Origin of the sequence: Nostoc cycadae WK-1, from assembly GCF_002897135.1 — a bacterium.
In the GTDB taxonomy this organism is placed as follows: domain Bacteria; phylum Cyanobacteriota; class Cyanobacteriia; order Cyanobacteriales; family Nostocaceae; genus Nostoc_B.
Window position 1 is genome coordinate 17,554 of record NZ_DF978442.1, and the last position, 20,041, is coordinate 37,594.

18 protein-coding genes are annotated in these 20,041 nt (G+C 40.2%); 9 read left to right on the forward strand and 9 right to left on the reverse strand.

Annotated elements, in window-relative coordinates; all coding sequences use genetic code 11:
• The coding region (locus NCWK1_RS24880; RefSeq protein WP_103126561.1) for a peroxiredoxin family protein at positions 1-432 on the reverse strand (432 nt) is incomplete at its 3' end.
• Positions 433-630: 198 nt separating this feature from the next.
• On the reverse strand, positions 631-1,242 hold the full coding sequence (locus NCWK1_RS24885) for a peroxiredoxin (RefSeq protein WP_015113183.1): 612 nt from the start codon (positions 1,240-1,242) through the stop codon (positions 631-633).
• Positions 1,243-1,445: 203 nt separating this feature from the next.
• Between NCWK1_RS24885 and NCWK1_RS24890 the strand changes: the two genes are divergently transcribed.
• The 5 genes from NCWK1_RS24890 to NCWK1_RS24910 all read left to right on the forward strand — a co-directional run bounded on the left by NCWK1_RS24890 (position 1,446) and on the right by NCWK1_RS24910 (position 9,914).
• Positions 1,446-3,536, forward strand: coding sequence for an amylo-alpha-1,6-glucosidase (locus tag NCWK1_RS24890; protein WP_103126562.1), 2,091 nt, complete (start codon positions 1,446-1,448; stop codon positions 3,534-3,536).
• Positions 3,537-3,617: 81 nt separating this feature from the next.
• Positions 3,618-5,168 carry a YcjF family protein gene (locus tag NCWK1_RS24895; protein WP_103126563.1) on the forward strand — a complete coding sequence of 517 codons (1,551 nt, stop codon included), beginning with the start codon at positions 3,618-3,620 and terminating at the stop codon, positions 5,166-5,168.
• 700 nt (positions 5,169-5,868) lie between these two features.
• A complete protein-coding gene (locus NCWK1_RS24900) occupies positions 5,869-6,486 on the forward strand; it encodes a PEP-CTERM sorting domain-containing protein (RefSeq protein WP_096584692.1) in 618 nt (205 codons plus the stop codon).
• Between the two features lie 369 nt (positions 6,487-6,855).
• The gene (locus NCWK1_RS24905; protein WP_103126564.1) at positions 6,856-8,616 is read left to right on the forward strand and encodes a serine/threonine-protein kinase; all 1,761 of its coding nucleotides are present in this window, start codon (positions 6,856-6,858) and stop codon (positions 8,614-8,616) included.
• 254 nt (positions 8,617-8,870) lie between these two features.
• On the forward strand, positions 8,871-9,914 hold the full coding sequence (locus NCWK1_RS24910; RefSeq protein WP_103126565.1) for an adenosine deaminase: 1,044 nt from the start codon (positions 8,871-8,873) through the stop codon (positions 9,912-9,914).
• Between the two features lie 55 nt (positions 9,915-9,969).
• Here NCWK1_RS24910 and NCWK1_RS24915 read toward each other — a convergent pair whose 3' ends face one another.
• Positions 9,970-10,305, reverse strand: a complete 336-nt coding sequence (locus NCWK1_RS24915) for a rhodanese-like domain-containing protein (protein WP_103126599.1) — start codon at positions 10,303-10,305, stop codon at positions 9,970-9,972.
• A gap of 147 nt (positions 10,306-10,452) precedes the next feature.
• On the opposite strand from NCWK1_RS24915, the gene mutL reads away from it, so the two are divergent.
• Entirely contained in the window at positions 10,453-12,123 is a 1,671-nt protein-coding gene (mutL, locus tag NCWK1_RS24920) for a DNA mismatch repair endonuclease MutL (RefSeq protein WP_103126566.1), read from the forward strand.
• A gap of 183 nt (positions 12,124-12,306) precedes the next feature.
• Here the strand turns inward: mutL and NCWK1_RS24925 are convergent, their stop codons facing one another.
• Together NCWK1_RS24925 and holA are read right to left on the reverse strand one after the other, a co-directional pair.
• On the reverse strand, positions 12,307-12,774 hold the full coding sequence (locus tag NCWK1_RS24925; RefSeq protein ID WP_103126567.1) for a DUF4168 domain-containing protein: 468 nt from the start codon (positions 12,772-12,774) through the stop codon (positions 12,307-12,309).
• A gap of 110 nt (positions 12,775-12,884) precedes the next feature.
• A complete protein-coding gene (gene holA / locus NCWK1_RS24930) occupies positions 12,885-13,874 on the reverse strand; it encodes a DNA polymerase III subunit delta (RefSeq protein WP_096575056.1) in 990 nt (329 codons plus the stop codon).
• Between the two features lie 165 nt (positions 13,875-14,039).
• Here holA and NCWK1_RS24935 point away from each other — a divergent pair, with 165 nt between their 5' ends.
• Positions 14,040-14,828 (forward strand): DUF1868 domain-containing protein, encoded by a 789-nt coding sequence (locus NCWK1_RS24935; protein WP_187308242.1) that lies wholly within the window; start codon positions 14,040-14,042, stop codon positions 14,826-14,828.
• A gap of 204 nt (positions 14,829-15,032) precedes the next feature.
• On the opposite strand, the gene NCWK1_RS24940 is transcribed toward NCWK1_RS24935, so the two are convergent.
• From NCWK1_RS24940 to NCWK1_RS24955, 4 genes are all read right to left on the reverse strand, one after another.
• A complete protein-coding gene (locus NCWK1_RS24940; RefSeq protein WP_096575052.1) occupies positions 15,033-15,407 on the reverse strand; it encodes a hypothetical protein in 375 nt (124 codons plus the stop codon).
• A gap of 493 nt (positions 15,408-15,900) precedes the next feature.
• Positions 15,901-16,293, reverse strand: coding sequence for a GFA family protein (locus NCWK1_RS24945; protein WP_096575050.1), 393 nt, complete (start codon positions 16,291-16,293; stop codon positions 15,901-15,903).
• A 5-nt stretch (positions 16,294-16,298) separates the two neighbouring features.
• Positions 16,299-16,646 (reverse strand): hypothetical protein, encoded by a 348-nt coding sequence (locus NCWK1_RS24950; protein WP_103126568.1) that lies wholly within the window; start codon positions 16,644-16,646, stop codon positions 16,299-16,301.
• A gap of 248 nt (positions 16,647-16,894) precedes the next feature.
• Positions 16,895-18,379, reverse strand: a complete 1,485-nt coding sequence (locus NCWK1_RS24955; protein ID WP_103126569.1) for a CIA30 family protein — start codon at positions 18,377-18,379, stop codon at positions 16,895-16,897.
• Between the two features lie 150 nt (positions 18,380-18,529).
• On the opposite strand from NCWK1_RS24955, the gene NCWK1_RS24960 reads away from it, so the two are divergent.
• Positions 18,530-19,027 (forward strand): HugZ family pyridoxamine 5'-phosphate oxidase, encoded by a 498-nt coding sequence (locus NCWK1_RS24960; RefSeq protein ID WP_103126570.1) that lies wholly within the window; start codon positions 18,530-18,532, stop codon positions 19,025-19,027.
• A 100-nt stretch (positions 19,028-19,127) separates the two neighbouring features.
• On the forward strand, positions 19,128-20,015 hold the full coding sequence (locus tag NCWK1_RS24965; protein ID WP_103126571.1) for an alpha/beta fold hydrolase: 888 nt from the start codon (positions 19,128-19,130) through the stop codon (positions 20,013-20,015).
• Positions 20,016-20,041: the final 26 nt, after the last annotated feature.

Genomic DNA, 20,041 nt, shown 5'->3' on the forward strand with positions numbered 1-20,041 from the left:
TACTATTTCCAGGTGCAAGATGTGAGCTACTCTATATCTCCGAAAAACTTGGCAACTAGGGTCACTCAATAAGGGCATTTTCAAGCCTAAATCTTGTACAACTATTTGACTTTGCCTTTCGTCGGTACTAGTAATCATCAAAACTTCTATACCGCGTTTTGTAAATTCCTCATAATTTTCATTCAAAGCTTTAATATGCGGATAGCAAAACGGGCAGTATTGCTTGTCAGTAAAAATTCTTGTAAAGGCAAGTAATACTGGTTGCTTGCCTCGATAATCTGACAATTTAACTACAGTACTATTAGTGATATCGGGTAATTGGAAATCGGGTGTGCCTATTTCTTGGCGAAAGTAACTAGTTGCGGGTATTGGCAAAAAGTTACGGAAAAATCGCTCATTAAATAAGCCTGTGAAATCAGTTGAAGTTAGCATATTGTTATCCTTGAATTAAATATTAAAAATTTTACCTCCTGCCTCCTGCCTTCTGCCTCCTGCCATAAAACAAAACCACAGATTAACACTCAAATTAACACTGATTTTAATCTGTGTTGATCTGTGGTTCATCTGTGGTGCGGATGAATTTTGCCTTTAATGCCAAAAAATATTATTGGAATTAAAAGCGAGAAAATTCTAGACGGAAGCGAAGTAAACTTTAGACTTCACAGGATCAGGATTCATTGTCTGATCACCTGGTTGCCAACCTGCGGGGCAAACTTCGTCTGGATGTGATTGAACGTGCTGAATCGCTTGTAATGTCCGCAGGGTTTCATCAACGCTACGACCAAAAGCTAGGTTGTTAATGGTAGCGTGTTGGATGATACCATCTTTGTCAATCAAGAACAGACCACGCAAGGCAACGCCGGCTGCTGGGTCAAGAACGTTGTAATCTGCGCTAATTTCTTTCTTGATGTCGGAAACTAGGGGATAATTGAGGTCGCCTACGCCACCAGATTTGCGATCGGTTTGAATCCAAGCGAGGTGCGAGAACTCACTATCAACGGAAACACCGAGAACTTCAGTGTTAAGTTTTTTGAATTCTTCGTAGCGATCGCTAAATGCTGTGATCTCAGTAGGACAAACAAAGGTAAAGTCTAGGGGGTAGAAAAATAAGACAACATACTTACCGCGATAGTCGGAAAGTTTAACTGTCTTGAATTCCTGATCTACTACAGCGGTTGCTGTAAAATCGGGAGCTTGTTGACCAACGCGGAGGCTTCCTTCTGTTCCGTAAGTGAGGGACATTAACCTAATTCTCCTTCAACTTATATCAGTTTTAGTAGCGTTAGAATTCGGGTCAGATAAAACTTACCCATCCACGCTGTCTCACCCTTTCGGGTACTTGTCGAGAACCCCTTCGAGGAACACAGTCCCCCAATTGGGCTGACTCACAGTTCAATTACGATCTGTTACGACTATATCATAGTCATAACGATTCTGAGTAGCAAATGGCCAATTTAGATCCAAGAGAATGGTTACTCACCAATGGCTTAGGCAGTTTTGCCAGTGGTACAGTTTCTGATGTCCGTACACGCACTTATCACGGTTGGTTGTTTGCGGCGACAAGTCCACCGTCTGGGCGTACTCTGCTGTTATCGCATTTAGAAGCAAGCTTAGAAGTATCAAAAGGAGTTGTGGCGTTAGGTACAAATATCTGGGGTAGTGGTGAAATTAAGCCTACAGGTTATGAACTTCTGCGATCTTTCGACATAAACCCAGTTCCCAAATGGATATGGGGTGAAGACAACTGGCAGTTAAGTAGGCAACTGCTAATGCCTTATGGGTGGGAAGGGAGTAAAGAAAATAGAGTCACGCCGTTGCATCTGAGTCATCGGATTTTAATTCACTATCGTTATGATGGTGTAGAGACAGCTATTCTTAAACTGCGGCTACTGATTTGCGATCGCGACTTTCATCATCAGCAAAAGGCCGCAGGCTTACAATTTTCCCAATTACTAGGACAACAACAAGTTTGCTTGCAAGCGATCGCCTCTGGAAACTTTGGTAAACCTTGGTATTTACGTTGGACACAGGGCAAATATCAAGCAGACGCATTTTGGTATTGGAATTACATCCTCCCCGAAGAGACACGTCGGGGATTAAGTGATTATGAAGACCTTTATAGCCCTGGCTATTTAACAGTCACTCTCCAGCCAGGAGATGCTGTAACTTTAGAAGCACGGTTAGGTTTTCCTGATCCACAACAAAGCCTGTTAGTACCAGAAAGCTTTACAGAAGCAGTCGAAGCAGAGCAAGAAAGGCTCTGCCAGATTTTTGGATGCAGTAAAACCGCAAATAGAGACTGGAGGTTATTAAGGAGCAAGAAAGCAGGAGAGCAGAAAGAAAAGGAAAATCTTATCCTCCCTGTATCTTCCCAATCTCTCATTTGGCAGCACCTACTCAAAGCCAGCGATCAGTTTATTGTTTATCGGGCTGACATTGCTGGCCCGACACTCATTGCTGGTTATCACTGGTTTAATGACAGAGGACGTGATGCTTTAATTGCCTTACCAGGTCTAGCATTAGTAACGCAGCGCTACGAATTAGCCAAAGGGCTATTACAAACTTTTGGGCGTTACTGTCGCCACGGTTTAATTCCGAATAATTTTCCTGATGTTGACAGTGAGCCATATTACAACAGTATTGATGCAGCCCTATGGTGGATTGAAACATTAGGACTTTACTTAGAAGCCACTCAAGACTGGGAGTTTTTAACAGAGCAATTTCCTGTAGTGCAGCAAATCCACAAAGCCTTTGTAGGTGGCACACGTTATAACATCCAGGTTGATGCTACTGATGGGTTAGTAGGCTGGTATGCTCGCGGTGTCGCCTTAACTTGGATGGATGCAGTAGTTAACGGTCAGCCTGTAACACCCCGTCATGGTAAGCCAGTAGAAATTAATGCCTTGTGGTATTCTGCTTTGTGTTGGATGAGTCAATGGGCAAAACGCTTAAGTCAAATGCCAGTAGATGATGCAGCCCGTCTAGCAAAACAGGCGCAGCGTTATGAGCAGCAAGCACAACAGGTAAAAGTTTCTCTGCAAAAATTCTGGAACCCCATGTTGGGTTATTTGTACGACACCATTGAGCCAGACGATCGCCGCAATTCCCAAATTCGTCCGAATGCGATTCTCGCATTATCTCTCTACCATTGTGGATTTTCTCAACAGCAAGGTCATCAGGTACTTGACTTAGCCACCTATCGCTTGCTGACTCCCTATGGACTTCGCAGTCTTGATCTCATTGATCCCGAATACGTTGGTAAATATATAGGTATGCCCCACGACCGCGATCGCGCCTATCACCAAGGTACAGTTTGGAGTTGGTTAATTGGGCCATTTACTCGCGCTTGGCAGCGTTTTTACCCCAAAGAACCACTACCTTTTAGTTGGCAACCTCTCCTAGACCATTTTCTCGCAAATGCTTGTCTTGGCTCCATTTCCGAAATTTTTGATGGCGACCCACCACACACACCCAGAGGTGCGATCGCCCAAGCTTGGTCAGTGGCTGAGGTGATGCGTCATATCCATGAATTTTGATTACACCCCACATCATCTGTGCATTAGTCCTACCATTAAGATACAAAGCATCTGCTTATTGAATACTAACCACCGCTACCCATGCCTTTATCGCGCATAGTAACGCTAATTGTTGGTCTCATCGTCATTTTGGCCATGAGCCTGTGGCTGATAGATTCCCTATCGCGCCTTTATTGGCAATTGTCTTATTCGCCGTTGCTGGGCAATTTGCTGCTGTTGCTGTTGGTTGTTTTAATTGGCGGCTTAGTTGCGGCTTTTGTTTATTACGTATTGGTGCTTCAGACAGGAGAAAAACGTTCCCGCCAAGGACGCAGGCGCGTTACACAAGCCCAAATCCCCGCCGCTAAATCTGATGCAGCTTCTTCCACCATCCAAGCTGTGCGCCAACAAGTATCGCAAATTCAAGACGAAGTCACACGACAAGCTTTATTAAGTCGATCACGGGAAATTGAAGCTAATTTAGCACGGGGTGAAATTCAAGTCGTGGTATTCGGCACAGGGAGTGCAGGTAAAACTTCTCTTGTCAATGCCATTATGGGGCGGATGGTGGGGCAAGTAAATGCGCCAATGGGAACAACGACAGTAGGCGAGACTTATTGTCTGCGGTTGAAGGGATTGGAGCGCAAAATTTTAATTACCGACACACCCGGAATTTTAGAAGCAGGAGTCGCTGGAACTGAACGGGAACAGTTAGCGAGAGAATTAGCCACAGCCGCAGATTTGTTGTTATTTGTAGTAGATAATGACCTGCGACGTTCAGAATATGAACCATTGCGGGGTTTGGCAGAAATTGGCAAGCGATCGCTGTTAATTCTCAATAAAACTGACCTCTATACCGATGAAAATAAAGAAGTCATTTTAGCTCGGTTGCGAGAACGAGTCCGGGGCTTTATTGCAACTAACGATGTTGTAGCGATTTCCGCTAATCCTCAATCGGCTCAACTAGAAACTGGTGAACTCTACGAACCAGAACCAGATATTGTCCCCTTGTTACGGCGGATGGCGGCTGTGTTGCGGGCGGAGGGTGAAGATTTAATCGCAGATAACATTTTGCTGCAATCTTTACGCTTAGGAGAAGAAGCACGTAAACTCATTGATGCCCAGCGCCGCCGTCAAGCCGATAAAATTGTTGAGCGATTTCAGTGGATTGGCGCTGGTGTCGTCTCCGTGACACCCTTACCAGTAGTAGATTTATTGGCGACCGCCGCTGTGAACGCCCAAATGGTTGTGGAAATTGGCAGAGTCTACGGCTGTGAATTGAATATGGAACGGGGAAGAGAGTTAGCTTTATCTTTAGCAAAAACCATTGCCAGTTTAGGGATAGTCAAGGGCGCGATTCAATTAGTATCTACAGCTTTGCAACTGAATGTCGCCACATTCATTATTGGTAGAGCCATTCAAGGGGTGACAGCTGCGTATTTAACCAGAATTGCGGGGAAAAGTTTTATTGAGTATTTTCGCCATGATCAAGATTGGGGCGACGGCGGAATGACCGAGGTAGTACAGCGCCAGTTTCAAATGAACCGCCGAGACGAGTTTATTAAAGCTTTTATTCAAGAAGCGATCGCGAAAGTTGTCAAACCATTACAAGACAGAGTAGAAGCCGTTGAACAAGATGAAGAAGTTCCGTAGTGCTGAGATGTAAATTGGGTTTCCTTCCTCAACCAAACTGCTTTTTTGCTGTATCAAAGCGATCGCCACTAAAAAAATTGCCCTGATTGTAAACTTTCCGCCAAGAGAATTATATGTAGTGACTGTGACATATTCTGATGTCAGTACTGATAAATCCTTACAGAATCAAATACTGACGTAATTTTCACTTAGATACTACTGAAACTTGAATTTAATCTTTTCGTAAAATAACCCCATTTTTATTGCCGTTTTTTTTGTCTACTGACAGTATAGAGATGTGCAGAGGCAACAATGACAATCGAGCTTATTAAACTAGGGAGTTAATTAGAGATGTAAAATGCAGCAAAGTGAATACCGTACTATTGAGCAAATTAATAAAGTGCGTAGCCACAAAAATATTGCTGACATCGAAAAAAAGTTGCTCGAATTCATCATTTGATTTCCGTAAATTTGTGTAAGTACAGCTTTTATAAAGTTGGTATTATGCCAACTAAGCATTATGCAGATATATAGAAGTCACTTAGAAAAAAACTACTGAAGTTACTCAGCTTGCTGATGTAAAAGCTTTTCACTAATGCAATTAAGTGATGTTTAACTTCTTGATAGCTAGAGATTTTTTCTCTGGTGCAGAAATCACTTTGCAAAAATTTTGTCAGCACTCCCCCAATTTATGAAACCTACTTTTGGAGAAACTCAACTCATGCTTACAACATCCTACAAAAAACTATCTCAAGCTACTGCCGGTATTGCCCTTGGTGCTGCTATGTTAGCTGCTGTGGCTAATGCTCCCGCCCAAGCTGCAACTTTAACCACATATAATTTTTCTGGTCAATTTGAATCCCTAGCGCTTCCCGGTTCTAGCGGTGTATCTGTAGCTTTGCAAAATGGTTCTTTTGATGGAAGTTACACAGTAGATGTAGATCAACTACCAACTGCAACACAAGTTAATTTAAGCAGTTGGCTGGTAAATGTACGAGATGCTTCTAACAATATTTTAAAAACCTTTTCTAGTGCGATCGTTGGTAACACTGGTATAGCAGTGAATAATGGTGTTCGCTTTACCAATTTTGTCGCCGCATCAACAGGTGCAGAAACAGCAAGTTTAGGAGTTGTATTTAATCCAGGATTTACAGGTTCACCCGGAAATGGCCCAACTGATGGACTGTTCAGTAGTGTAATATTCTCCAACACTATAGTTGCTGGACAAATCCCCATCAAATCAACACCTGTACCTGAGCCTGTTTCTACTGCTGGTATTGCTGTTGCTGGTGCTATGGGTTTATGGATGAAGCGTAAACAAAAAGCTCCTGTAGCATAGTTGCATTCCTGAAAGACGGGGATAATTCATAAACTGGATTAGCTTGATTGCAGAGTTCTTTTCTACGCAAATACGCACAAGGGTTCCTTCTCTCCTCGCAAGGAACCCTTTTCTTTAGGTTTGCGAATGTTGCTCGTAAAAACACGGCATTGATCGCTATTTTCTCGATACTATAGTCAATGACTCGCTAATTTAAATTTATATGTAGTGCAAATAGCAGAGTAACTTTATTTTTTTGATAAAAATACGTAAAAATTAACAAGCTAAGAAGACCGTAATTAAAGCTCAAGTGATTTATTTTTCAGGACATCCGGAAACAATCAGGTGATGTCCGAAAAGTTATATGAGGACTTACTAAGTAACCAGCTTATGAGCCACTACATGATCGGTAAAGTACTACAATCACGATACCAAATCGTTGAAAGTCTGGGTGCAGGAGTATTTGGACAGACATATACTGCTATAGACATAGATTACCCAGAAGACCCTAAATATGTCGTGAAGCAGTTGAAAGCCAGCAATTGCCAAACTAGCTATTTAGAAACATTAAGACTGCATTTTCTCACGGAAACAGAAACACTCAAACGTCTGGGTAGCCATCCGCAAATTCCCGAACTCATCGCTTGCTTTGAAGAACATGAGCGATTATATCTCGTACAAGAGTTTGTCGAAGGACATGATTTAACAGCAGAACTACCAATTCATCAACAGTGGGGATGTCTATGGACTGAAAGCGAAGTTGTGGAATTTTTAGAAGATGTCTTACAAATTTTAGAATTTGTACATTCTCAAGGTGTGATTCATTGTGATATCAAACCAGAAAATTTAATTAGACGCTGTACTGATGGCAAACTAGTTTTAATTGACTTTGGTTCTATCCAGTCTGTTAAGTTTTCTCTAGATACTGAATTACCAATTGATTGGATTCCCGTAACATCATTGGGTTACATTCCACCAGAGCAATTTATTGGCCAAACACGCCCTAATAGTGATATTTATGCCTTGGGTATGATTGCTATCCAGGCGCTCACAGGTTTAGAACCGCTACAGTTTAAAGTTGATCCGCAAACAAATGAAATTATCTGGCGTTTACCCAACACTCCAGTTGGTGATTATTTAGCTGCTATTCTCAGCCAAATGATCCGCTATGATTTTCTAGAACGTTTTCAGTCAGCGGGTGAAGTACTGCGTGTACTCAAACAAATGCGGCGAGAAACTCAGCCATCTCCAGTTTTAGCAACACGATATAGTGAGCCATCACCTCTGGTACGTACTAGTGATGATAATCAGCAAAATTCTCATTCTGACAAGCTATCGCCATTACTCACAGGGATGAAAATCGGACTGGCGGCTAATTCTTTGTTGATGGGATTTGGTGTTTATTCTTTACTAAATAATTCTCCTGCATATTCAGAAAGCGAAACTTTATATAAAGCCACAGAGAACTATCAAGCTGGGGATTTGCAAGGTGCGATCGCACTGGCTAAATCAATTCCATCCTACAGCAATGTTTACCCAGAAGTACAAGCCACTATCGAAACCTGGCAAAAAGAATGGCTTCAGGCTGCGGAACAATATTTATTAGCAGAACAAGCCTTGAATGAAGATAGATGGTCGGATGTCTTAAAAACAGCTTCTCAAGTCCCAGATATTTTATATTGGCAATCAAAAACAGACCAACTTGTTCAACAAGCACGAGTTAATATTGAAACACAAGCACAAAGTTTACTCACTAAAGCTTATGCAAAAGCTGAAGCTAGAGATTTTTCGACTGCTTTAGCATATCTGAGCCAAATTCCCCATGAAAGTTCGGCTGGCGCTATAGTGCAGAAAAAATTGGCTGAATATAATCAAAAACGGCAAGTTAGAGCCACTTACTTTTTACAAAATGCTTATAAAAAAGCAGCTTTTGGTGACTTTGATGGGGCGGTTAGGTTTCTGCATCAAATTCCTAAAGATACAAAAGTGTATGCTCAAGCTCAAACTAAACTGCAAGAGTATACTCAAAAGCAACGTTGGCAAACGCGCAGTCAAGATTTAGCTTTCGGTATAGTTGCTCCTAAAGAAAATACAAATAAACTGCTCAATTCGCATTTAGAAAATCAACTACCAGAAGTAAATATTCGCTAGTTAATAGTGCATATATAAGACTCTGGTTTGATTACTAAAAATACTTGTGTAGAGAGAGAAAAGGTAACAGGAAAGAAGATAGATAGAAATGTGTTGATTTTTTGCAAAAATCAAGTATGAGTCTTATATAAAAATTCTCAATTTTTTGATCAATTATTTTAATTAACCTTAGCTTTACAGAATCTTACTCTCAGTATAGATTTTTCTTTTTGATGTTTTTGTTACTATTATTGAAATTTTCTAAATAAACTACTATGGCTTTACACGCTGAATTACATAGGCATTTGGGCGGTTCAGTTGTACCGCGCGTTTTATGGCGATATTTTGAACGACATTCTGCGGAATTCATTTCTCGCTTTCCTCACTACGGAGAATTTGAAGAATTTTATACCAAGCCTCGCAATACCTTAGATGAATATTTAGAATTGCATACCTTAGTTGAAAGTGTGCAAACTGTAGAAACTTTGCCTTACTTTATTTATCGCTTGGTACGGGGTGCTTATATATTTGAAAATTTGGCTTATCTTGAACTGCGCTATACCCCATACCTACGGACACCAGAACATTTAAGTCAATCCCAAAGAATTGACAAGATGGCGGAAATTGTGGACGTAGTGGGCAAAGCCAGTCATATTCAAGAATGCCCAATTGTGACTAGCCAAATTTTGTGTATGCACACGCGCCTACCATTTGAGGTAAATAAGGCAATTATTGATTTGGCGGTGCAAAACAGACAGTATGTTTGTGGAATAGATGTTGCAGGGGGTGATAGCTACTACGCCGATCGCCTGCAAGAATGGATTAGTCTGTATGATTATGCGCGATCGCAAGGCATTAATACCACTGGACATCTTTACGAAACCACCGCTGGTTGTTACCCAGAACTGCTACCCTATCTGATGCGGATTGGTCACGGTATCCAAATTCCTTTGTTATATCCAGAATTACTTCCAGATATCGCCAGACGTGGGCAGTGTTTGGAAGTCTGCCCGACAACATACATCAAAACAGGCACTTTACAGGATATCCGTCAACTCAAATTAGTCTTTGACCGTTGTTTTGAGGCTGGGGTAGATATTGCCATTTGTACTGACAATGCTGGCTTACATAATGTCCGTTTACCATTTGAATACGAAAATCTCTTGACTTACGACATTATTAGCTTTGCTCAATTACAAGCTTGCCAAGACGCGGCTTTTCGCCATGCCTTTGCTTGGCCTTATAGTCACCGTCCAGCATCGCTGTTAAATGGTTTATTACAGCCAGAAACGCCAAAAGTGATGATGATGAAAGATTAGCCAGAGGGGGTTAGGGGTGAAAGTTTACTCCCTACTCCCCATTCTCCAGTTGATATTACACAGCAAGACCCTCCATCGCACCGCCGACTATTTTCCAAGCGATGAAACCACCTTTGATTTCAGCTATCTCAGTAAATCCAGCATCGCGTAATATTTGTGCGGCTGTGGCGGTTTGTTGTTCGTTTTCGCCATACACATAGATATGACGTTGTTTGTGTAGAGAAAATGTAGCGCGTTTTTCCAAGTCATCGACGGGGATTTGAATTGCCCCAGAGATATGCACGTAATTGTAACTGTGGCGATCGCGCACATCAATAATTGTAAAAGCTGGTTGACCCCATTCCAAACGAGACTTTAATTCGTGAGCATCGGTGGCTAAGTTACTACTCATGAGCATTTTCCGCTTTCAACCTCACAAGCAATCTATCAACAATCGTCTTTTAATTGAGGTTTCTTTATAATTAATCCAAAATTATCTCTGGACAGATAAAAATACTTATTCTATTCAAGAGTTGCTTGCTGTCCTAAACTGTAATTTATGGCATCTACTATTCAAGCTTTACCCACAGAAGTTGTATATCTGATTACGGCTGGCGAGGTGATTGACTCCTTGGCATCTGTAGTTAGAGAATTGGCAGAAAATTCTCTAGATGCAGGTGCAACCAGAATTGTGATTTACCTCTGGCCACAACACTGGCGCATCCGCGTTGCTGACAATGGTTGTGGGATGAACCTAGAAGACCTGCAACAAGCCGCCACAGCCCATAGTACTAGTAAGATTCGCTCTAGTGATGATTTATGGAAAATTAACAGCTTGGGATTTCGTGGTGAAGCTTTGCACAGCCTGACAACTTTGGCAGATTTAGAAATTCTGAGTCGTCCAGCCGATGGTAATTTGGGGTGGCGGGTTGCTTATGGTGATGATGGCAAGGCGTTAGAAGTAGAAGCAACAGCGATCGCACCTGGTACAGTAGTCACAGTCTCTAATCTTTTTGGTAATTGCTTATCTCGCCGTCAGGGTTTACCTAGTGCGACACAGCAAATGAAAGCTGTACAAGCAACAATTCATCAAATTGCTCTTTGTCATCCGCAAGTAACATGGCAACTTTGGCAAAATGACCGAGTATGGTTCACCATTTCTCCCGCAGCCACCACCGGAAAACTACTGCCGCAGATTTTACCGCAAGTCCGCCAAGGTGATTTACAAGAACTAAAACTTCAACTCCCCCATCCCCCCAACTCAGCACTCAGCACTCAGCACTCAGCACTTAATTTAGTAGTAGGATTACCAGACCGTTGTCATCGCCATCGACCAGATTGGGTAAGAATAGCGATTAATGGCAGAATGGTGAAATCACCAGAAATTGAACAAACGATTTTCTCAGCGTTTCATCGGACTTTACCACGCGATCGCTATCCCATTTGTTTATTACATCTAGAAATTTCTCCTGACCAAATTAACTGGAATCGCAATCCTGCAAAAACCGAAATATATCTCAATGAACTCAACTATTGGCAAGAACAAATAACTCAAGCTATTGATCAAGCACTCCGCATTGATGCTGCTAATTTTCCTGAAGCTGTCCACACCACCAGAGTAAGTAAATTACTTAAAGCCGCAGAAGAAAAAGGTGGTTATAACTTTAATCCCAAACCAGAAACTACTCAGCACTCTTTAAAAGCTGTCGCCCAAGTTAGCAACACTTATATTGTGGCTGAACATTCTGGTGGTATGTGGCTAGTAGAACAGCATATCGCCCACGAACGAGTTTTGTACGAACAAATCTGTGATAACTGGCAACTTGTGCGTGTCGAACCGTCAATTATTCTTTATCAATTATCACCAGCACAAGTTTCTCAACTGCAACGCATTGGTTTAGAGATAGAAACCTTTGGTGAACAACTTTGGGCAGTTCGTAATATACCCGCCCTTTTACAGCAACGAGAAGACTGTGCAGAAGCTATTTTAGAACTCAGTTGGGGCGGGGACTTACAAGCGGCTCAAGTTGCCGTTGCTTGCCGGAGTGCGATTCGTAACGGTACGCCACTAAATATCCAAGAAATGCAAACACTGTTAGACCAATGGCAACGCACTCGTAACCCCCGTACCTGTCCCCACGGCAGACCTATCTATTTATCACTAGAAGAATCTGCCTTAGCCCGATTTTTCCGCAGGCATTGGGTAATTGGCAAAAGCCACGGAATATGAATTTCAGTCAATAGTCAAGGGTCAATGGTCAATAGCAACAATTAACGATGTGATTTTCACTATTATTCTGCCTAAAAAACTCAGTATAAATCACCTAACATTTCAAATTATTTAACTAAACACATTAAGTCTCAAAAGCAGCGGTAGAAAGTTTTTCAATTCTGAATTCTCCTCTAATAAAAATCAGGATTTTTTTTGCAGGCGAATTAATGTATTGTAAATCTGCCTTTTTAAGTTATTGTCATTTTGAATTTCTACAGTAATCTTATTAAAACGTTCAATGGTTAAACCATTTTCTTCAACTATTTTTTGAGAGCGATTACAGTAGTTAACAGCAATATCTCTGGCTTTGCGTGGTAGGCTATCAATGCTTTGAGGGTTATTACAAACAATCTGGGGAATTTCTCCACCACCGATTAATTTTTTAATTTCTCCAAAGGCTTGTTGGCGCGATGGCTCCATTGCTAAAACAGCTTGGGCATAGCTGACAATTTCGTTGTTGTTCACAGATGGAGTTTGAGCATCAGCTTTGGCTGTAAATGTTAAAATGCCGGCTAACAAACTAGCACTAGCCATAACTCCAAAAAATAAATTTCTCGGTAATAAATTTTTCAGAGTATCTCGGAAAAACAAACTAGCAACGTTGTTCATAATGTCTGTGACACAGGACTCAATCTTAGGGGTGCGTTATTGATTGTGAATTATTTTTGGAGTGAGAAGTTCCAACGAAATTTCAGTGTACCGAAATTTTATATGTATTTTCAGTTGCCTTTACATATTTGACAAAGTTCAATTACTTTTGTCTGGAGTGTGGATATTTCCGCAGATCCTTGCTTAAGACTGACTTCTAACTCCAACAGTAACGGTAAACACGAAATTAGTTGCTGCACAGACAGAAATTTGACTTCTTGTTGTAAAAAGTAGATACGTTTAGGGTTGCTAACATCGGCGGCTTGAGCGATCGCCTGTGGGTTCCTCTCACCGTTATCTGTGGCAATTTTGACCCACAACCAAGTGCGAAATTGACCAATTAATGTTGCCACTATCCGCAATCCTGGTTCTGCCGCATTTAGCAAGTCAGTCAACACAGTTAAAGCTTTGCCTGTATCGCCTGTTCTAATTGCTGCTGCTAATTGTAAACTATTTTGCGTAGTATTCCTGACTAATTTGCTAATAGTATCTACATCTAAAGGCTTTTTGCTTTCCAGATGATACAGCCGTAATTTCTCTAACTCATTGTAAAGTAACCTTGTATCATTACCAACTGCTTCGGCTAACAGTTCAGTCGTTTGAGGTGTAAGTTGAACTCCCACAGCTTGAGCCGCTTGCTGAACAGCTTGCACAATTAATTCAGTTTTCCAAGGTGGTATGAGGGCAAATTCCCGAAACTCCGTGGCGAATTGTTTGAGAAATTTTGTAGATTTCAGCCGTTCATCTGGTTTACTGCGGCTGGTGAGTAATAAAAAGGAATTTTCGGGAATTACTGGTAAAGTGCGCGTCAATTCTGCCAAAACGTTATCAGGACATTGTTGACAGAGGTTTGTATTCATCAGCCAGACCAAACGCCCACCAGCGCCAAAAGCGGGAGTCATCACTTGATTTAAAGCGGCAATCGCTGTATCAGGTTGATCAGGCGCAAAATAAGAATAGTTAAAATCTGTCCACAGGGGATCTAAAATGCGATCGCGCAACGAATTAACTGCTTTTTCCATAGCAAAGTCATCTTCACCCCAGTAAACCAAAACTGGCATATATCAACCTCATAGCATCTCAGGGACTAACAACGGTGAAATATTCAGACTTCATATTTTTCCCCACGCCCCTTCCCAAATGCTAAATACTTTTTAAGTCAACTTAGTCACAATTGGATAATTTTTCCTAAAATCTATCAAGTAAGAACGCGAGGCTATTAAAGATTGGACGACAACTACCAAACTTATCTAAACCGGGTAGCAAGAATGATGCTACCAGAAGCATATAAGTCCCAAGTTCAGCATATCCAGGAGTCTTTAAAGTTCCAACCCCATTCGGGAACGAGACAAGCAACACCTTTTCCTGGCTATACATTGATTACCCCCACCGCCGATGCAGCAGCCGAAAACTCTGCTTTTTACGAAAAATTAGCAACTTATCAAGAGCAACTGTTGCAGCTGCCTGTCAACCATGATTTGATTGTCCCAGTCCCACCTGCGAGCTTTCATTTAACTTTGGCAGACTTGATTTGGGATCATGCTTATCTTGATGTTTGTGAGAAAAATCCCAAATTTGAGGAAGAATTACGCCATTACTGTGCGGAAATCTTTCAACAATATCAACAATCCATAACATCGGGAACTAACCCTATTTACTGGCAAATGTTGGGATTGGTTTTGATGCCAAGAGCATTGGGTGTTTGTTTAGTACCCAAAGATGAAAGTTCCTATGAACAAGTTATTCAATTTCGTCGGCAAATTTATCAAAACCCCAAGTTGATTGCATTAGGAATTGAACAACATTATCACCTAACAGCCCATATTACATTAGGCTACTTCGGTGATATTTCACCTAATTTAGACCGAAATAAACTCAGTGATATGCTTTGTGAATTAAATCAACAATGGTTAGGAGATTTTCCAGAAATTCTCGTTAACCGCGTTGAATTGCGGAAATTTGATGATATGACACGCTATTACCGTGAACCAGACTGGCCAAGTTTAGATTTTTAAGTTTGTACCTGGCAAGGTAGGGGAAAACTGGATATGGAGACAAAGAAAATTAACTTTTGTCTCCATATCTTCTAATTTAGATTACGTAGAATTTACTCAAGAGAACGAAAAATTAAGGTTTTAGAGAAGGGTGTCGGTCTTCAACACTATTGCACTTCTACATCCAGTCTCAACAGACAATTTTTGTGCCTAGGCCATTCTCGATTAACGCTCAGATGATTCTTCCCCAAAAAACAGATCATTGACACTAATTACCCAAGGAACACCTTGGTTCACAGGAGAACTAATACTAATTTTAGCTTGGTTGGCAAACTTTTTTAACTTGTCTGCTAAATGGGGAACCGTCATCATAATGTTCTGATAGCTTTCGATATCATGGCAAACCATGATTAATATGAGAATGCCGCTATTAATTTTGAAATACCAATGACAACCAGAGAGTAAAAGACGTACAGTGCGATCGCAAGTAGAAAAAAAGCGTTGTTTAACCGTTTCTTCTAGTTGACTAAGTAATAATTCACTAATTAGTGTTGTTTTATGAGAAGGCAAATCATCTGGAGATAGATATGGTTGATTCATAGAAATTCGCCCTAGTTTCAAAGGGTTAATAACTGATATAAACTGAATAATCTTTTTATGCTTGTTGAATTGAAGAGATTCCCTTTATTCAGATACATCAGCTTGTAAAACAGGCTAATGAGACATCTATTCGCTCCTAGTACAACCTTTATATAATCTACATTGCCTGTGGTTGATTTTTCCTCATATTTCTTTAGCAATTGCTCTACAAAAATATATACTTTGTCTTTTTTCTTCAAAAAATCATAAATTACAGATAACTCATCTGTGCTGCGAATAGAGTATATACAAATAATATAGCAGTTATAAATAATTTATGAAAAATCAGATCCCCGACTTCTTCCAAAAGTCCAGCATCTAGTTTTTAATTGTTTACTTTTTGAAACAATTAAGCAGATTTTTATTTCTTACTCAATCTCTTCTTGTTCTCCGCGTTATTTAGGAAAAACATTTAAATTATGAACACCACTATAATTACTTATCTACCACTATGTTAATTAATCAACTTGTGGATATTAGCTTCCCAATTCATCCCATCAAAAGGTACAACTTCAAAATTTGATATGACATCACCATCTAAACAGCGCACATTGACATCGATACAATCTGGATGGCTACGGGGAATATAAAAAGAATGTATCCCACAAATGCTACAGAATTTATGTTGAGCAACTCCTGTATTGAATTGGTAAGTTATTAACTTATTTTCACCTTGCAATAAAGTAAATTGTTCCTTGGGAATGATTAAGTGTAAAAACCCTTTTTTCCGGCAAATAGAACAGTTACAATCATCGACTTTGTGTTGCTTGACTACAACTCGAAAACGTACAGCACTACAATGACAACCGCCTTCATATATCATTGGTTCTGAAATATTAATTGTCATATTAATTAACGAGATTCTAACTTAGCAATGCGTTTTTCTAACGTATTCACTTGCTGTTTTAATTCAACCACTAAAGTCGCTAATCGGTCAAACATTTTATCTCGTTCTGTTTGTGACAAATTTCTTCTGCTTGATTGTGGTACGGTAATTGTTGTTCTGGAGTTAGGAGACTGGCGGGTGTTTCCGAGTTGAGATTCTATTTGATTCAAACGCAACTCCATACGATTAAAATCAGCCTGTAAATTATTCAGACGAGATTCGGTTTGTTGTGATAATGCGGTGTTAGAAAATAACCCAGCCCAAAGTATGATAGCTAAAGCCACTGCAATTCCTAATACTTGAATTCTCTTCATTGTCCGAACTGCAAAGAAAGAAGATAAGCTGTATGGGACTTTACTGACGTAAGCGTAGGAATTTGTTTTACGCAAAGGCGCAGAGAGTTCACCAAGTAAATATTAAGTAGGGTGAGTTACGGCCATGCAATGCTAATTTAGCCATAACTCACTATATTTGTGAGTGTATTAAGCATCGCTATAATACCCACTACAATTTAAGCTGATTCCTGGCTCCTGAATTCTATTTTGATAAATCGGTAGTTGATTTATCTATCAGGTTGCAAATCAGAAAATAGCGTATCCCATTTGAGAGAGTTAACTTTATTTTCTGTTGCTTTTACCTCAAAAGTGACATGATGTACTTTACTTTGTTCTAACGCTTGTACACAAATTTCTGCCACATCCTCTCGGCTGATTTTACCGCGAATATTATCACCTTGTTCAAATATTACTTCCTGTCCACCTGGTTCTTCTGTTAAAGCACAAGGTCTAATGATTGTGTAAGGAATACCACTAGCTCTTAAACTATCTTCTCCCTTTAACTTCCAGGTTAAAATACCACCCAATTGATCATTTAATCTGACTGCTGGTGGTTCTTCATCTAAATTAATTCCTGGTCTACCGGGACGGGTGACACCTGCGGAACTGACAAGCACAAATTGGGGTGCAGTTTTGCCGTTATATGCTTTGATAGATTCTATCTGCAAGCTAAAACCACCAGGTGTAAATTTGGGATTTAACGCACCATCATATTCAAATTTGCTCAACATAAGTTGAAATGAGCTAATGCGACTTGCATCTAATGGTGGAGCATCTTTAACAGTTTTGGCTCGAAATACAGGTGTTAATTCCCCAAAAGGAATGCGAACATTTATCCAAGTATTAGCGACCGTATCAAATGAATAGCTGTAACCTAAACCATCCCAAGTTACATCGGGTCGGAGGAATATTTTATAACGTTGACCATCACCTTTAACGCGTAATTCTACACCTGCGTAACCCGATAAATTAAACGGTGGGTCAAAATTCTTAGTTCTCACAGATGCAAATCCTCCTGAGTTGGCGGTGGAAACATTACCAGCAAACACAGCGGTATTTTCTGTTAATTGAATATTACTAGAACTAACTCCACCCATGACGACATCATCAAGCGCACCCCAGATATTTTTTAATTCGGCTGAGGGATGAGTAAAATCAAATATAAGTTTTGCGTTGGCTGCGGGGAGATATGTGGCGGCTGCTGCGACTAAGTTTTTCACACCTTGATATTCGACATTTTCGGGAGTGTCGCCAACAATTTCAGGCTGGTAAAATTTAATGCCTTGATAATATTTTTCTCTATTAGCTGTGTCTCCTTCCACTGGTTGGACACGCACGGCTGTACAACAAATCACGGCTTGAATATTAGCCATGACTAAGGTATTTAAAGTTTCTGGTTTAGTAATGTCTGCAACTACTAAGTCAACATCGTTACCTAAAATTGACCGTGCTTTGTCAATATCACGCACCAGACAGCGCACTTGATAGCCTCGTTTTACAAGTCGCCCTACGACTCGTTTACCAAGACCACCTGTTGCACCGGCTACTAGTATTACACCCACGCTTTTTTCTCCATTAGGTCTAGATTTTGTGTCTTGGGGACGACCTTGGATGAGTTTTTGTATGCAGTTGAGAAAGGGAATAACCTCAAAGTAAGACAGGGTTTTGATAAACCTGCCTAAGTCCCATTGAGAACGATTTTTGTCACTCACAATTGCGTCCTCATTACTTGTTGTTTGTTACATGATATCGGTTTTGTTCTCAAATATGAGGAAGTAGGTACAATAAATTGGTGTTTTGGCGATCGCCCAAAACTACTAAAATACTTACTTAAATGTTGCTAAACATACAAAAAAACACTTATGAGCCAACTAGAACAAGCTCAAGCTGAATATGCAAGTTTTCTGCAAGAGTTTCAGAGTGTCATTATTAGCACAGTCAGTCAGGATGGCATACCTAATAGTAGTTATGCGCCTTTCGTGATTGATGAAGGCAAAAATATTTATATTTATATCAGTGACTTGGCAATTCACACACAAAATATTTATGCTAACCCTCAGTTGAGTATTTTATTTATTGAAGATGAAGCAAAAAGTAATAATATTTTTGCTCGTCGTCGTTTAAGTTTTGATTGTACGGCTACTTTAATAGAACGAGATACAGACACTTGGAATAAAATTGTTGACCAACTTCAAGAACGCTTTGGGGAAATGATTGAAGTGTTAAAAAGTTTAGGTGACTTTCGGATTTTTCAACTGATTCCTAGTTCAGGTCGTTTTATTCTTGGTTTTGGAAATGCTTATAAAATTAGTGGTGATAACTTAAATCAACTAACTCATATTACTAGAGATAATCGCTAAATAAAGGGAGTGGGGAGTAGTAAATCAAAAGCTTTAACTCTTTTATGTAATTTATTTTCTACTCAACACTTAATACTTCATACTTTACTTCATACTTTTTATGCTTCAGTTTCAACCTCCTGGCTTTGGGCATAAAGTGATTCATACTTCCTTGGGAGCGATGGTGTATTATACTCAAACATCTGCACCTTGGTTGAATGCTGATACTGAAGATTTAACCCCACTAATATTTCTGCATAATTTTGGGGGTGGAGCTTCTGCTTATGAATGGTCGAAAGTGTATCCAGCTTTTGCCGCAAAATATCGCATTTTAGCGCCTGATTTAATTGGTTGGGGTGATTCTGCACACCCAGTACGCGATTATCAAATTAAAGATTATCTAAATGCGATCGCCGAATTTATTACTCAAACTTGTCACCAGCCTGTAACGGTTATCGCCTCATCGTTAACCGCTGCTTTGACTATCCGTTTAGCTATTAGTCAACCGCAATTATTTCAATCATTATATTTAGTTTCTCCTTCGGGTTTTGATGATTTTGGTCAAGGTGCTGGACGTAGATTACCACTTTCAGTAATTAATACACCGCTGGTAGATAGTTTAATTTATGCGTTGGGTGCGGAAAATGAATTAGCAGTGCGAAATTTTTTACAAAGTTTTCTTTTTGCCAAACCGGAACGTGTTTCATCAGAAATGGTAGCAGCTTATTTAACTTCAGCACAACAACCGAATGCGAGGTTTGCTGCTTTAGCATTTTTGCGGGGTGATTTGTATTTTGATTTGAGTTTGTATCTGCAACAATTAACAATTCCAACTGTGTTTTTTTGGGGTGAAAAAGCACAATTTACTAGTATCAAATTAGGACGAAGATTGGCGAATTTAAATTCTGATGTTGTAGAAAAATTTTATGCGATCGCAGATGCTGGGGTGCTGCCTCATTTAGAATTACCAGAAGTAATTATTGGTCTATTACAGCAGCACTTAAATTAGCCTGAGTTTGACATACCCCAAAAACT

Bases quoted from the DNA above. Each gene is read 5' to 3' on its own strand.
- NCWK1_RS24885 (WP_015113183.1), bottom strand. From the start codon at position 1,242: ATGTCCCTCACTTACGGAACAGAAGGAAGCCTCCGCGTTGGTCAACAA.
- NCWK1_RS24890 (WP_103126562.1), top strand. From the start codon at position 1,446: ATGGCCAATTTAGATCCAAGAGAATGGTTACTCACCAATGGCTTAGGC.
- NCWK1_RS24895 (WP_103126563.1), top strand. From the start codon at position 3,618: ATGCCTTTATCGCGCATAGTAACGCTAATTGTTGGTCTCATCGTCATT.
- NCWK1_RS24900 (WP_096584692.1), top strand. From the start codon at position 5,869: ATGCTTACAACATCCTACAAAAAACTATCTCAAGCTACTGCCGGTATT.
- NCWK1_RS24905 (WP_103126564.1), top strand. From the start codon at position 6,856: ATGAGCCACTACATGATCGGTAAAGTACTACAATCACGATACCAAATC.
- NCWK1_RS24910 (WP_103126565.1), top strand. From the start codon at position 8,871: ATGGCTTTACACGCTGAATTACATAGGCATTTGGGCGGTTCAGTTGTA.
- NCWK1_RS24915 (WP_103126599.1), bottom strand. From the start codon at position 10,305: ATGAGTAGTAACTTAGCCACCGATGCTCACGAATTAAAGTCTCGTTTG.
- mutL (WP_103126566.1), top strand. From the start codon at position 10,453: ATGGCATCTACTATTCAAGCTTTACCCACAGAAGTTGTATATCTGATT.
- NCWK1_RS24925 (WP_103126567.1), bottom strand. From the start codon at position 12,774: ATGAACAACGTTGCTAGTTTGTTTTTCCGAGATACTCTGAAAAATTTA.
- holA (WP_096575056.1), bottom strand. From the start codon at position 13,874: ATGCCAGTTTTGGTTTACTGGGGTGAAGATGACTTTGCTATGGAAAAA.
- NCWK1_RS24940 (WP_096575052.1), bottom strand. From the start codon at position 15,407: ATGAATCAACCATATCTATCTCCAGATGATTTGCCTTCTCATAAAACA.
- NCWK1_RS24945 (WP_096575050.1), bottom strand. From the start codon at position 16,293: ATGACAATTAATATTTCAGAACCAATGATATATGAAGGCGGTTGTCAT.
- NCWK1_RS24950 (WP_103126568.1), bottom strand. From the start codon at position 16,646: ATGAAGAGAATTCAAGTATTAGGAATTGCAGTGGCTTTAGCTATCATA.
- NCWK1_RS24960 (WP_103126570.1), top strand. From the start codon at position 18,530: ATGAGCCAACTAGAACAAGCTCAAGCTGAATATGCAAGTTTTCTGCAA.
- NCWK1_RS24965 (WP_103126571.1), top strand. From the start codon at position 19,128: ATGCTTCAGTTTCAACCTCCTGGCTTTGGGCATAAAGTGATTCATACT.